Origin of the sequence: Amphritea atlantica, from assembly GCF_018860855.1 — a bacterium.
GTDB lineage: Bacteria > Pseudomonadota > Gammaproteobacteria > Pseudomonadales > Balneatricaceae > Amphritea > Amphritea atlantica_A.
Genome location: NZ_JAHKQE010000013.1, coordinates 23,670 through 37,595, shown reverse-complemented (window position 1 = coordinate 37,595; position 13,926 = coordinate 23,670). Strand labels below are relative to the sequence as shown.

At 49.3% G+C, this 13,926-nt stretch carries 16 protein-coding genes; all 16 read left to right on the top strand.

Translation table 11 applies throughout. The features are described from left to right. A complete protein-coding gene (locus KO512_RS05105; protein WP_215951261.1) occupies window positions 1-627 on the top strand; it encodes a 3'-5' exonuclease in 627 nt (208 codons plus the stop codon). Between the two features lie 175 nt (window positions 628-802). Continuing rightward, the gene (gene fliE, locus KO512_RS05100) at window positions 803-1,156 is read left to right on the top strand and encodes a flagellar hook-basal body complex protein FliE (protein ID WP_215951260.1); all 354 of its coding nucleotides are present in this window, start codon (window positions 803-805) and stop codon (window positions 1,154-1,156) included. Window positions 1,157-1,209: 53 nt separating this feature from the next. Then, entirely contained in the window at window positions 1,210-2,901 is a 1,692-nt protein-coding gene (gene fliF, locus KO512_RS05095) for a flagellar basal-body MS-ring/collar protein FliF (protein WP_215951259.1), read from the top strand. After that, window positions 2,894-3,910, top strand: a complete 1,017-nt coding sequence (gene fliG / locus KO512_RS05090; RefSeq protein WP_215951258.1) for a flagellar motor switch protein FliG — start codon at window positions 2,894-2,896, stop codon at window positions 3,908-3,910. The genes fliF and fliG overlap by 8 nt, the downstream gene beginning before the upstream one ends. Further along, window positions 3,910-4,689 (top strand): FliH/SctL family protein, encoded by a 780-nt coding sequence (locus KO512_RS05085; protein ID WP_252734850.1) that lies wholly within the window; start codon window positions 3,910-3,912, stop codon window positions 4,687-4,689. The genes fliG and KO512_RS05085 overlap by 1 nt, the downstream gene beginning before the upstream one ends. After that, window positions 4,682-6,088, top strand: coding sequence for a flagellar protein export ATPase FliI (fliI, locus tag KO512_RS05080; protein WP_215951256.1), 1,407 nt, complete (start codon window positions 4,682-4,684; stop codon window positions 6,086-6,088). Before KO512_RS05085 ends, fliI begins: the two co-directional genes overlap by 8 nt. After that, window positions 6,085-6,525, top strand: coding sequence for a flagellar export protein FliJ (gene fliJ, locus KO512_RS05075; RefSeq protein WP_215951255.1), 441 nt, complete (start codon window positions 6,085-6,087; stop codon window positions 6,523-6,525). The genes fliI and fliJ overlap by 4 nt, the downstream gene beginning before the upstream one ends. A 74-nt stretch (window positions 6,526-6,599) precedes the next feature. Next, window positions 6,600-8,252: a flagellar hook-length control protein FliK gene (locus tag KO512_RS05070; protein WP_215951254.1), complete on the top strand. Its 1,653-nt coding sequence runs from the start codon at window positions 6,600-6,602 to the stop codon at window positions 8,250-8,252. A 125-nt stretch (window positions 8,253-8,377) separates the two neighbouring features. Then, window positions 8,378-8,914: a flagellar basal body-associated FliL family protein gene (locus KO512_RS05065; protein WP_215951253.1), complete on the top strand. Its 537-nt coding sequence runs from the start codon at window positions 8,378-8,380 to the stop codon at window positions 8,912-8,914. A 13-nt stretch (window positions 8,915-8,927) separates the two neighbouring features. Next, a complete protein-coding gene (fliM, locus tag KO512_RS05060) occupies window positions 8,928-9,902 on the top strand; it encodes a flagellar motor switch protein FliM (protein ID WP_215951252.1) in 975 nt (324 codons plus the stop codon). A 24-nt stretch (window positions 9,903-9,926) separates the two neighbouring features. Then, window positions 9,927-10,331, top strand: a complete 405-nt coding sequence (gene fliN, locus KO512_RS05055; protein ID WP_215951251.1) for a flagellar motor switch protein FliN — start codon at window positions 9,927-9,929, stop codon at window positions 10,329-10,331. Next, window positions 10,328-10,777 carry a flagellar biosynthetic protein FliO gene (gene fliO, locus KO512_RS05050; RefSeq protein ID WP_215951250.1) on the top strand — a complete coding sequence of 150 codons (450 nt, stop codon included), beginning with the start codon at window positions 10,328-10,330 and terminating at the stop codon, window positions 10,775-10,777. The genes fliN and fliO overlap by 4 nt, the downstream gene beginning before the upstream one ends. Next, a complete protein-coding gene (fliP, locus tag KO512_RS05045) occupies window positions 10,774-11,523 on the top strand; it encodes a flagellar type III secretion system pore protein FliP (RefSeq protein WP_436792266.1) in 750 nt (249 codons plus the stop codon). Before fliO ends, fliP begins: the two co-directional genes overlap by 4 nt. Before the next feature lie 54 nt (window positions 11,524-11,577). Beyond that, window positions 11,578-11,847: a flagellar biosynthesis protein FliQ gene (fliQ, locus tag KO512_RS05040; protein ID WP_215951249.1), complete on the top strand. Its 270-nt coding sequence runs from the start codon at window positions 11,578-11,580 to the stop codon at window positions 11,845-11,847. 3 nt (window positions 11,848-11,850) lie between these two features. Next, a complete protein-coding gene (gene fliR, locus KO512_RS05035; protein ID WP_215951248.1) occupies window positions 11,851-12,636 on the top strand; it encodes a flagellar biosynthetic protein FliR in 786 nt (261 codons plus the stop codon). Continuing rightward, window positions 12,637-13,773, top strand: coding sequence for a flagellar biosynthesis protein FlhB (gene flhB / locus KO512_RS05030; protein WP_215951247.1), 1,137 nt, complete (start codon window positions 12,637-12,639; stop codon window positions 13,771-13,773). Window positions 13,774-13,926 lie beyond the last annotated feature (153 nt).

The following is a 13,926-nucleotide window of genomic DNA, read 5'->3' as shown; positions in this document are numbered from 1 at the left end:
ATGATTATTCCCAGAAGTATTCGGAAAATAAAAGAGCGTATGGATCATAAAAATGGTCCTTATGCACAGCTGTTTAAACCCTATGAAGGCGATGAAGTGGTGTCTCTGGACTGTGAGACCACCAGTCTTAATGTTAAAGAGGGTGAGATTCTGTCTATCGGCGCGGTGAAAATCAAAGGTCGCAAAGTGATGACCAGTGATCGACTCGATATTAAGCTCAAGCCGCCTAAGAGTTTGACCGGCGATTCTATTAAGATACATAAGATTCGGGCTGCGGATCTTATTGATGGCGTCTATATGGATGAGGCGCTAGAGAAAGTGCTGGAGTTCGTCGGCAATCGTCCGATTCTAGGCTATTACGTTAACTACGATGTGCGTATGTTAGAGAAATACCTACGCCCACGTTATGGTTTTGGTTTGCCGGGCAAGGCTATTGAGTTGTCTCATGTGTATCACGATATTATCAAGTGGCGGTATGTTGGCGGTGATATTGATCTGCGCTTTGATACCATCTCTAAACAGCTGGATATTCCAATGTTAGAGCGGCATACGGCATTAGGGGACGCTATTACGGTGGCGCTGATGTATGTTCGACTGAAATATGGGCAGCCTCCGGCGTCTAAGTAAGTATTGATCTGTCAAAAAATAAACGGGCCTATGGCTCGTTTTTTGCTTTATACAAGGTTGAGACTGAAAATTGGCACGGGTTTGTGTCATAAAATTGGCGAATAGAGTGTTTTGTTGCTTGCTAAGTGGCAGATCAAACTTATAATGTCAATATATTGCCATTTCCGAGGTGTGTATGATTGAACGTGCAGAGATTAACGCAGTGTTACAGCAGATGCGTGAAGTCAAAATGCAGGCCCAGCAGGGCATTTCCTCTGAGATTAATCGCCCTTCTGCTATTCGGCAGGTGGCCGATGAGCAAAATGGTGAAAGCTTTGCTGATCTGTTTAAAGGCGCCATCGATGGCGTTAATAACGCTCAGGCGCAGGCGAAAAGTTTAGCAACTTCCTACGAGCAGGGTTCTGCAGGGGTTGATTTGCATCAGGTGATGATCAGCATGGAGAAGGCTTCGGTGTCTTTTCAGGCGTTAACTCAGGTGCGTAATAAGATGATCAGCGCCTATGAAGATGTCATTAAAATGTCGATTTAATGCTGATGAAACACACAATAAAACGCATAAGTAGCATCAGGGTGCACGGTTAGATGGAAAACGCAGCAGTGCAGACAACAACAGGTGGGTCGGTAGCCTTTGGCTTTAACCGCTTGGGGTTGGTGCGCCAGTTAGGTCTGATGGTGGGGTTGGCTGCCACTATTGCGATCGGCTTTGCGGTTGTGCTCTGGTCGCAAGAACCCGATTATCGGGTGCTGTATAATAATATTTCTTACGCGGATGCCAATCCGATTGTTGAGCAGCTACAGCTCAATGGAATTCCCTATAAGTTTGACTCTACCGGCCACAATATTTTGGTGGCGGAGGAGTATCTGCATAAAGCCCGTTTACGGTTGGCCGCTGAAGGCTTTAACGGCGATAACACCGTTGGTTTTGAGCTGCTAGATAAAGAGCAGGGGCTGGGTACTAGCCAGTTTATGGAAACCACCCGCTATCGTCGTGGGTTGGAAGGTGAGTTAGCGCGTACCGTTACAAGCATGTTGGCGGTGCGCAGTGCCCGTGTTCATCTGGCGCTACCCAAACAATCTGTGTTTATCCGTGATCAGCGTAAACCGACCGCTTCGGTGTTTCTTGATCTCGTGGCGGGGCGTCGTTTAGAGGCGATTCAGGTGGAAGCGATTACCAATTTGGTTGCTTCCAGTATTCCTGAGCTCTCCAGTGAAGATGTCACGGTAGTCGATCAGAAAGGCCGCTTGCTGAATACGCGGGATATGGATACCGATGTAGTGTTGGCCGCCAAGCAGCTCGAATATACCCGTCGAATCGAAGAAACCCTAGTCAATCGGGTTAACAGTATTCTGCAGCCGGTTGTGGGTCTGGGACGTTATCGGGCTGAAGTGTCTGCCGATATTGATTTTACGGCGGTTGAGCAAACGGATGAGATTTATAATCCGGATCTTCCTGCGTTGCGTAGCGAGCAGGTATTGGATGAAAGTACGACTGGGCAGGATGCGGCATCCGGTGTGCCTGGGGCTTTGTCTAATCAGCCACCAGGGGCGAGTTCAGTGCCGGAGGTTGGTGCAACGGGGATTCAAAATGAAGGTGTTATCGAACGCTCCTCGCCTAAAAATGCCCGCTCCCAAGCGACACGTAACTATGAGCTAGATCGGTCGATCAGTTATACCAAACATCAAATGGGACAGATTAATCGCTTGTCTGTCGCCGTCGTGGTGGATGATATTCCCACAGCTAATTCTGATGGCGGTGAGAAGGTTCGTGCCGCCTGGGATCAAAACGAACTCGATCGCTTGTCCATACTGGTTAAAGATGCCGTTGGTTATTCTGCCGTTCGAGGCGATAGCGTGAGTGTCATTAACTCGCCTTTCGCCGTACCTGAGATCTATCAGGAAGAAGAGGTGCCGATCTGGAAACAGGAGTGGGTATTAGACCTCGTGAAGCAGGTGCTTGGTGGATTGTTTGTGTTGTTATTGGTGTTTGGTGTACTGCGGCCAATTATGAAGAGTTTGGCAATTAGTGCCGCCCAGAAAGCGGCAGCAGATGGCGCTGAGGCTAAGTCTGAAACGGATATGGCCGGCGATCTTGAATCGTTAGATATGAGTGGTATTTCGCCGGACCATGTTACCTTTAGTGGTATCGATAACGCACTGGCGCCAACGCCGAATGAAACCTATGAGTATCAGATGAACGCAATTCGCAGCATGATTGCTGAAGATCCCGCGAAAGTGGCACAGGCGATTAGACAGTGGGTGATTGAGAATGAATGATCAGGTAACCGAATCAGGCATTGAACTAACGAATATTCAGAAAGCCGCGGTATTGCTGATTTCGTTAGGGGAAAGTGATGCTGCTGAAGTGCTGCGCTATTTAGGACAAAAAGAGGTGCAGCAGCTCGGTTTGACTATGAGTAACCTCGATAATATTCCACAGTCGGCCGTTGAATCTGTCATGGCTGATTTTATGGAAGCGATTAGTGATCAGACCAGTATCGGTATCAATAATGATCATTACATCAAAGAGATGCTCAGTCAGGCGTTGGGGAATGATCGCGCGCAGACATTGGTCGACCGTATTTTGATGACCACAAATACGTCAGGGTTAGAAAGTTTGAAATGGATGGATTCTCGGCAAGTAGCTGAAATCATCCGTTATGAGCACCCTCAGATACAGGCGGTGGTGATTGCTTATCTTGACCCGGATCAGGCGGCGCACGTCTTACAGCGGTTTGATGAAAATGTGCGTCTTGAGATTATGATGCGTATTACCTCGCTCGATCAGATTCAGCCATCGGCGCTTCAAGAGCTGAACGATATTCTTGAATTACAATTCTCTGGATCTAGTAGTCAGAGTGCCAGCCTAGGCGGGTTGCAGACAACGGCGAATATCATGAACTACTTCGATAGCAATATCGAGCAGGAGTTGATGGAGAAAATTCGCGAAGTGGATGAACCGCTTAGCGATCAGATCTCTGAAATGATGTTTGTCTTTGATAATTTGGCAGAGGTTGAAGATCGCGGTATTCAGGTGATTCTGCGTGAAATTAATACCGATACCTTGGTGGTTGCGCTGAAAGGTGCGGAGTCCTCGTTGCAGGATAAAATCTTTAAGAATATGTCTAAGCGTGCGGCAGAGCTATTGCGAGATGATCTCGAAGCTAAAGGGCCTGTACGTGTTAGTGAAGTGGAAGATGCTCAGAAAGAGATTCTCACCGTGGCTCGTCGCTTAGCTGATGAAGGTGAAATTATGCTGGGTAGCGGCGGCGAAGAGATGCTGTGATGACAATGAAGGCGATTGATAAATCGGTAATCAGAATACGTGCAGAAGACGCTAAAGCGGCGGCGTTATGGACGTTACCGGTTGTCCAGGGTCGTCATGTGGTCGGGTTGCAGCAGAAACCTAAACCCGTCGTTGAAGAGGCGGTTGAAGAAGTTGTCGATGGCCGCTTAAAGCTATCGGAACTTGAGAAAATTCGCGAGGATGCCCATCAAGAGGGTCTGCAGCAGGGGCACGATGAAGGCCTAAAAAAGGGGCTTGAAGAGGGGCGAGCCTTAGGTCATCAAGAGGGCTTAGCGGCAGCCCGTGCTGAAATAGATGCGCAGTTAGCGTTGCTTAAAGCATTGCAGCAGCAGTTGGCTCAGCCGTTACAGCAGATTACTGCTGAGATTGAACGGTTGTTGGTCGAGTTGATTACAGAGTTTAGTGAGGCCGTTATTGGTGCGCAGATTGAGTTGGATAGTGCGCCGGTGATTAAAGCGGTCGATGATGCGGTGGCTCAGTTGCCGCAAACCGGCGCCGATATTAAAGTTATTTTAAACCCTGAAGATGTGCCCGCATTAGAGCCTTTGCTTGTGTTGAATGAGCGCTGGTCGTTGGTGGAAGAAGCTACAATGGCGCGCGGTGGTTGTAAGGTCGTGAGTGGTTACGGCTTACTCGATAACACCCTTGAACGCCGTTTTGAAGCAGCGGCTAAGCAGCTACGTCATACGCTCACCCAGTTGGAAGATGAGGCGTCAGTCTCGGCAGAGATTGAGCCGTCATCAGACGCCCATGAATGATCCTCTCATTACGCGGCTATCCCGCCTTAAAGGGCTCGATTATCAAATGCCTGCGCCTGTGGCTCATGGGCAGATAACACGTTTGATCGGCTTGACTCTGGAAGCTGTGGGTATCAAAGCTTCGATGGGAGAGTATTGTCTAATCTATCCCGAACATGGTGAGCCGGTTGAAGCCGAGGTGGTGGGCTTTTCTGGCGATCGTCTCTATTTAATGCCCGTTGATGAATTGGAAGGTTTAGCGCCTGGTGCCAGAGTTAGCCCCATGGCGGGCGGTAGTGATGTGCAGGTCGGGTTTGAATTGTTGGGGCGAGTCATTAACGGTGTCGGTAAGCCGTTGGACGGCCTTGGTGAACTCGGATGTAAAACCACCGTGCCATTGCAGGGGCGCAATATTAATCCGCTCAGTCGACAGCCGATCAAACAGACATTAGATGTTGGTATTCGGGCGATTAATTCGTTGTTGAGTGTGGGCCGAGGGCAGCGTCTCGGGCTCTTCGCCGGTAGTGGTGTGGGTAAGAGTGTTTTGTTAGGCATGATGACCCGTTTTACCGAGGCCGATATCGTGGTGGTTGGGTTGATCGGTGAACGTGGCCGTGAGGTTAAAGAGTTTATCGATCACAGCTTGGGTGAAGAGGGGATGCGCCGTGCCGTGGTTGTGGCGTCGCCCGCCGATGAATCGCCGCTGATGCGTTTACGGGCGGCCCAGCTGTCTACACGATTGGCTGAATACTTTCGTGAACAGGGCAAAAACGTCCTGTTGTTGATGGATTCTTTGACCCGTTATGCCCAAGCGCAGCGTGAGATTGCGCTTGCCGTGGGTGAGCCACCCGCCACCAAAGGCTATCCTCCTTCTGTTTTCGCTAAGCTACCGAAACTGGTGGAACGCGCCGGTAACGGTGATCAAGGTGGCGGCTCAATTACCGCATTTTACACAGTCTTGACCGAAGGCGATGATCAGCAGGATCCGATCGCGGATTCTGCTCGGGCCATTTTGGATGGCCATATTGTGTTGTCTCGTAGCTTGGCGGAAAAGGGACATTACCCTGCCATTGATATTGAGCAGTCGATTAGTCGTGCGATGCCTTCGGTGGTTAGTTCTGATCATCTACAGGCGGCCATGGGTTTTAAACAGCTCTATTCAAAATACCAGCAGAATCAAGATCTTATATCTATAGGCGCTTATGTGCGCGGGAGTGATGCTGAGACCGATTTTGCTATTGAGCGGATGCCTCTGATGAACGCCTTTTTGCAGCAGGGGTTAAATGAATCCTATGCGTTTAAGAAGAGTTTGACCGATCTAGCGATGGTGCTAACACCAAACCCTGCCAGTATGCCTGGAGTGAAACAGGGGCAGCAGAATATTGCGATGGGTAAGCAGAATAATCAGGCGAAACGATGAAGCGTTCAAAGCGGTTACAGGTCGTGTTAGATCTTGCTGAGCGAAAGCGTAAGCAGGCTGATCAGTGGTTGAGTCAGGCGCAGGCAAAGGTTCAGCAAGGCGAAGGGACTTTGGCGCAGTTGCAGGGTTATTGCACTGATTATGCCAATAACTTCTATCAAGTCGGCGCTAGCGGTATCTCTCCAGGGCAGATTCATACCCATCAGGCGTTTATGCAAAAGCTAAGGGTGGCGGTCGAACAGCAAGAAAATGCGTTACGGATGGATCGTGAGCAGTTGGAAAAAGTGACTGCTCATTGGCAAAGTGCTTATCAACACTTCAAATCTGTCGAGATGCTGGTCGATAAGCTGAAGGGGCAGGAGTCCAAAGAGGCTGAACGCCAGCTGCAGAAAGAACTTGATGAGCGATCACAGCTTATTCGTCCCCCTTTTATCTGATTGTAACCTTTCTCTTTAATGTGGCACTGATTGTGCATTCTCATGCCTAGCTATAAATCTGCCTGGAGTGCAGCATGAATCAAACGCTTTCGACGACAGGAGTTGGGTCATTGTTAAATGTTGGGTCGGTATCAGGCAGCAGTACGAGTGTTGCCGAAACACCATCAACTGGTGCTTTGAGTAACTCTGCTGTCAGAGGAATATCATCATTCGATCAATCGATGCAGCAAGCGCAGCAGCGATCAGTACTGACGGAGCAAAAGCAGAGCGGACAGCCTTTGCCGGGTGGAGGTCGACCTTTGCCTACCGGTATGACGGAGATAAAGGGTGCCTCGGCAGAAGCAACCGGTGTACAGATCGTGGTTGATACGGTTAATGATGTCATGGCTGACGCCGCAGAGATGTCTGAGCAGCGGTTAGACTTAAATCGCTCGTTAGAAGAGCCGTCAGATCGTTATCCCGATGCAACTCAATTGGGAGATCAAACGTTACAGCAGATTGCTCAGCATCGTGATGCTGGTGTGGTGGTCTCCGCTGATTCGGCATTGAATGGGTTAGTGAAGAAAACTGATAAAACCGCGGGATTAGGTGAGACTTTTTCGACTGACGCGATGCCTTCTGTCGGTGCCGCTAATCGAGCGGGCGATGTTGCCGTCGTTGCTGAATCAAACGGGGTTGTGCCGAAGGGTGAAGCGCCTGCCATATCGAGCGAATTTCAAGCAGCATCGCAGAACCCCATAGATTCCGTATCACCGATGGTTGCTGAATCTAGAACGGGTGACAAGAGCAAAGGAAAGGTTGCTAACACGCTGGAGAGCGACGCCTTCGATGCTCGAGGCGTTATGGGTCAAACCGTTCAAGCAGAGATAGAGCCCGGTGCAGTTGATGGGGCTAGATTGTCAGACCTGACGAATCAAACAGCAGTGCGGCCGACTCATGATTTAGCCCAGGCGGCAGCATCCCAAATTGCTCAGCAAACCGCTAATCAGGCAGCAGTGCAAGCCGCCGCGGGACAGGCAGCGGTAACCCAAGTAACAGCAGATGTTGCGGTGCAAGTATCAGGTCAGCCAGCGTCAGGTCAGGCTGGACAGATTATTGATCCGGCTACTGGCCAGCTTGTCGCTCAGGCGGGTCAGTCAAATGCGGAGCATATTCGTTCATCGTTGAAGTCTAGCGGCGGGGATAAAGCGGCTAGTCTAGAACTGAGTGGTCGCTCTGAGAGTCGGCAAGAAGGCTCTCTAACCGGTTTTGCTGACTCACTAGCGGCGGCATCTAAATCAACCCGTACTGCTCAAGAATCACCACAGGTGATGCCTCAAGGGGTTAAGCCGGGAACGCCAAGCTGGGGGCAGGCGGTGAATGATCGAGTGATGTTGATGGCGTCAAAAAATGGTCAGTTTGCTGAGATTCAACTCGACCCGCCGGAACTAGGTTCATTGCAGGTGAAGCTGCATCTGAAAAACGATCAGGTCAGTGTGGTGTTTACAACTCCTCACGGGAGTGTTCGGGAATCGTTAGAGCAAAATATGCCGAGACTGCGTGAGATGTTTGCCGATCAGGGGTTTAATCTGTCGGAATCGTCGGTGGAAGATCAAAGTGGTCAGCAGCGGGATGAATCACAGTCGGGTAGCGCCTCTTTTGCGGGTTATTCGAACGATAACGCTGATGAGGGGCAGGATGAATCTGCAGTGACCGAGAGTCTGTCTTTAGTAGATTATTATGCCTAAAGGGCGATCTGCGCCTGAATGTTGACGCGCTTGCTTCCGCTGTTGAATCAGTATGTTATATTACAGCTTGAGTTGTATGTTTATGCTTTTGCCGGTTTTCCGGCCGATAGTCAGTGGAGCAAATGATGGCTGATGAAAGTACGGATGCAGTTGCTGGCGAGGCGACTGAGGGTAGTAAAAAAGGATTGGGTAAGCTAAAACTGATTCTTATCGCCGTTGCTGGGGTTCTCTTGGCGGCCATTATTGGTGGTGGGGTAGCGATGTTCTTAGTTGGCGGTTCAGATGATGCGACCGATGCTGAAACTGCCAAGCCGAATAAGCCTGCACCGGCGTTATACACCAAGATTAGAACCTTAGAAGGTAGTCCTTACTTTACCGTCGTTGTGCGCAGTAAAGATGGCCGGACACACTATATGCAACTTCATGTCGAGGCAAAAAGCCGCGATGACGAGGTCGTGGCGGCCTTAACCAAGCACATGCCAAAAATTGTCAATATTTTGAATCAGTTGTTTTCCAGCCAGTCGCTTGATGAGTTACGCACGGCGGAAGGTAAGGTAATGCTTCAGCAAGAGGCGCTGAAGACGGTACAAAACTTTATGCAGAAGACAATTGGCAAGCCTGGGGTTGAGAAAATCCTGTTTACAGGTTTTGTGATGCAGTGATGGATAAGCATATATGACAGTTAAAGATCTGCTTTCTCAGGACGAAATCGACGCGCTACTGCATGGCGTGGATGATGGGGATATTGAGACTGAAGAAAGCGTTGTCGAAGAGAGTGAAGGGGTTAAGGTTTATGATCTTGCCAGTCACGAGCGGATCGTTCGTGGCCGGATGCCGACGCTGGAGATGATTAACGAACGTTTTGCCCGTCATACCCGTATCTCTCTATTTACACTGCTACGTAATAACGCCGATGTATCGGTTGGCGGCGTGCAGATTATGAAGTACTCCGATTATATCCACACGCTCTATGTCCCTACGAGTATTAACTTGCTACGGGTGTCGCCTTTGCGAGGCACTGCCTTGTTGGTGATGGATGCAAAACTCGTTTTTAGATTGGTTGATAGTTTTTTCGGTGGCGATGGTCGCCACGCCAAAATTGAAGGGCGGGAGTTTACACCCACTGAGATTCGACTGATTAATAAGGTTATTGGTCAGTTTTTTATCGATTTAGAAGGCTCTTGGGAGCCGGTTATGCCGCTTAAATTTGAAATTAGCGGGCATGAAATTAATCCGGCGATGGCGAATGTCATTAATCCCTCTGAAGTGGTCGTGGTGAGTAGTTTTCAGGTGGATATGGAGGGCGGCACCGGTGAGTTTCATGTGACCATGCCTTACTCCATGCTGGAGCCTATTCGGGATATCCTGATCTCTGGCTATAAACCAGCAGAGGAAGAGTTGGATGAGCAGTGGTTGACTGCGCTCAAAAAAGATATGTTGGGAGCACCGATCGATCTGGATCTGGTGGTTGCCGAACGTAAAATGAAGTTGCGAGATGTTATGCAGCTGGAGGCGGGTGATATTATTCCTATTGATATCGCTGACACGTTGAAGCTAAAAGCTGCGCGAGTGCCGGTATTTAATTGTAAGCTGGGTACATCCCGAGGGAATCTGGCGGTAAAAATTATTAGCCGGAGTAAAAATGACTAAACTGTTGGACAGAGCGTATCACTCATGAGTAATGACGATATTGACAAGCAGGGGCAGGAAGGTCTCGACGACTGGGGCGCTGCGATGGCTGAACAGGCTCAGTCTGAAGCCTCGCAAGGGCAGGCCATCGATTTGGATGAGCTGAGAGATGATAGTGTTAAATTGGATAATCCGAATTTAGATGTCATTCTCGATATTCCGGTTAAGTTATCGATGGAAGTGGGGCGGTCTGACATCTCTATTCGCAACCTTCTACAGTTGAATCAGGGCTCGGTTGTAGAGCTGGATCGAGTTGCCGGTGAGCCGCTCGATGTGCTGGTTAACGGTACCTTGGTGGCGCATGGCGAAGTGGTCGTGGTGAATGATCGCTACGGTATCCGGCTGACTGATGTGATCAGTCCGCAGGAACGTATAGATAAGCTAAGATGATTGGCTTGCGTTTCGGCTTATGCCAAGTTGTTTTGCTCTGGCTGGGTTGCGGTCTGGCTGTTGCGGCTGAAACTAGTAGCGGTAAAGCGACCACTGTCGTGCCGCATCAGATGGTCGATCCGGTGAATAGCGGTTCGATCATGCAGCTAGCGGCTGGCTTGATACTGGTTATCGCGTTGATTCTGTCATTGGCTTGGTTTTTGAAGCGCTATTCTGGATTGCCGGGGCAGAACAAAGCCTTGCGTGTGGTTGCGTCCGTTCCGCTGACGACTCGGGAAAAGCTAGTGCTTGTTCAGGCCGGAGATCAACAGCTATTGCTGGGGGTAGCGCCGGGGCGAGTGAATCTATTACAAAGTTATGATCAACCTCTGATTGCGTCCGGCACTGAGCCGAGTGAGTTTGCTGCCAAACTCCAGCAGGTTTTGCGTCGTAAGGAGGCCGAGTGAAACGACTATTCGCTCTGCTGTTGCCGTTTTTATTGATACTGCTTCCTCGTTTTGCTCAGGCCGCTGATGTAGGTATTCCCGCGGTTACGCTGACGACGAATGCCGATGGTACTGCGGATTACAGTGTAACGCTCCAGATTTTGGGGCTGATGACGCTGCTGACATTCCTGCCCGCTATTCTGATGATGATGACCTCATTTGCTCGCATCATTATTGTCTTTGCTATTTTGCGTCAGGCTTTAGGTTTACAACAAACACCCTCGAATCAGATTTTAGTTGGCTTGGCGCTATTTTTAACGCTGTTTATTATGTCGCCAGTGTTAGATGAGGTGAATGAACAGGCGGTGCAGCCCTATTTGAGTGAAGAGATCACTTCGCTGGAGGCGCTGGAAGCGGCGAGTATTCCGTTTCGCGGTTTTATGATAGCGCAAACTCGGGAGACGGATCTTAACCTGTTTATGAACATCTCCCGTACTCCTGCGGTTCAAACGCCGGATGATATTCCTTTCACGATATTAGTGCCCTCCTTTGTGACCAGTGAGTTGAAAACCGCTTTTCAGATCGGATTTATGCTGTTTATTCCCTTTTTGGTGATCGACTTGGTGGTGGCGAGTATTTTGATGGCGATGGGTATGATGATGCTGTCTCCCGTTATTATTTCGTTACCCTTTAAAATAATGTTGTTTGTGCTGGTTGATGGTTGGGCTATGGTAATAGGTACATTGGCAGGTAGTTTTGTTGTTTGATGTGCTTAAAATCAAGATGGCGCGTCGTGTAAATCCGAGCGTGGAGGCTATGTTATGACACCGGGAATGGTTCTTGATCTCTTTGGCGAAGCGCTGTTTTTAGTGGTGGTGCTGGTGGCCGTGATTGTGGTGCCTTCGTTGCTGGTGGGATTGATGGTGTCTACCTTTCAAGCGGCAACGCAGATTAATGAACAAACGTTGAGTTTCTTGCCCCGTCTGTTGGTTACCCTGTTAACTATTATGTGGGCAGGCCCTTGGATTCTTGGGCAGTTGATGGATGAATTCAACAGCATCTTTGCCAATATTCCATTGTTTCTGGGGTAAAGTGTGCTGCAGCTGACGACGCTTCAGTTGGAACAATGGGTAGCGCAATTCTTGCTGCCTTTCTTTCGTATCGCCTCCTTTTTTATGGTTATCCCGATGATCGGTACGCAGTTGGTGGCCGTGCGTATCCGCATGGGGTTAGCGTTAGCGATGACCGTGGTGCTAATACCCACCTTGCCTGCCATGCCAGTCGTCGACGGAATGTCCTTGCAAGCCTATATTCTAATCGCTCAGCAGGTGATTATTGGCACGGCAATGGGGTTTGTGCTTCAGGTATTGTTTCAAATATTCTCCTTAGGAGGTCAGTTGATCTCCTCTCAGATGGGACTTGGTTTCGCTTCAGTGAGTGATCCGGCTAACGGCGTTTCGGTCGTAGTGCTATCACAGCTCTATCTGATGATGGTGATGCTGCTGTTTTTATCTTTTAATGGTCATCTAGTCATGTTCGAAGCGCTGGCACGTAGTTTTTTTGTGTTGCCCATATCGGCAGGTTCCATGCCGGTCTCTGGGTATATGGCGTTGGCTAAATCGGGTGGGTGGATGCTGGCTAGCGCATTGTTGATGGCGTTGCCGGCGGTGACAGCCTTATTGGTGATTAACTTTGCCTTCGGAGTGATGGCTAAGGCGGCTCCGCAGTTGAATATCTTTGCGATCGGTTTCCCGTTTACGATGCTGGTGGGGTTGGTGATTGCTTGGGTAAGCCTAGAGGGCTTCTTAGGGCAGTATCAACGATTTGTCGCAATTGCTTTCAATTACCTCGATCAGGTTCTCGGCGTAGGGGTGCTGTAGATGGCTGAAGATAGCGGTCAGGAGAAAACCGAAGAACCCACGTCGAAACGGTTACGTGACGCCAAAGAGAAGGGGGATGTTGCGCGTTCGAAAGAGCTGGCGACGACTATTCTATTGCTGGCTGCGGCTGCTGCGGCCATGATGTTCGGCGGCGAAGTGGCAGATAAGATGGCCGGGATGATGAAGTATAACTTTAGCCTGGATCGGCAGGCGGTTATGGACCCTGCCTCAATGTTTGCGCATTTAGGTTATTCGTTATCCGAAGCGCTGCGAGCCTGCTTAGGTTTTTTTGTGGTGCTGCTGGTGGCGGCGATTGTCGGGCCTATTGCTTTAGGTGGCTGGAATGTGAGCATGAAGGCAATGGCGCCTAAATTTAGCCGGATCGACCCTTTGGCGGGCATAAAGCGGATGTTTTCGCTCAAAGCGCTGTTGGAGCTATTTAAAGCGTTAGCGAAGTTTTTAGTGGTTGGTTCGCTTTCGTTTCTGGTGCTGATGGCATCGAAACAAGCACTGTTCTCGCTTGGCTCGCAGGATATATTTCCGGCCATGTCTCATGCGACTGAGATCGTCATCTGGGCATTTCTGATCATGAGTTGCACCATGATTTTGATCTCTCTTATCGATGTGCCATTTCAAATTTACGATTATACGCAAAAGCTCAAAATGACCCTGCAAGAGGTCAAAGATGAGATGAAAAATAGCGAAGGTAAGCCTGAGGTGAAGGGGCGTATTCGCCAATTGCAGCGTGAAATATCCCAGCGCAAGATGATGTCGGCGGTGCCTGAGGCTGATGTGGTTATTACTAACCCAACCCATTATGCTGTGGCGTTAAAATATGATCAGGGAGGCGGAGGTGCGCCTTTTTTGGTGGCAAAAGGGGGTGATTTCGTCGCATTAAAAATCAGAGAAATCGCGGATAAGCATGATATTCCGATACTGTCTGCGCCGCCATTAGCGCGGGCTATCTACCATTCAACCGAAGTCGATGAAGAGATACCCGCTGGATTGTTTAAGGCGGTGGCTGAAATTTTGGCATACGTTTTCCAGTTGCAGCGGTATAAGCGTCAGCAAGGCCCTGCGCCTAAGGCGGTTTCACCAGACTTAGATATTCCTGATGAGTTGCGTCAGGATGAGTGATATATCTCCGTTTTATCTCCCTCTTTTTACTTAACCGTCTTTATCTGGCGGGATTCTTGCAGTTTCTTCCTCTATGGTGAGTAAAGCGTCAAAAAATTGATGTTTTTAGCCTCTTATTAATGTTATTTTTTAATATACAAATAACTAATTATT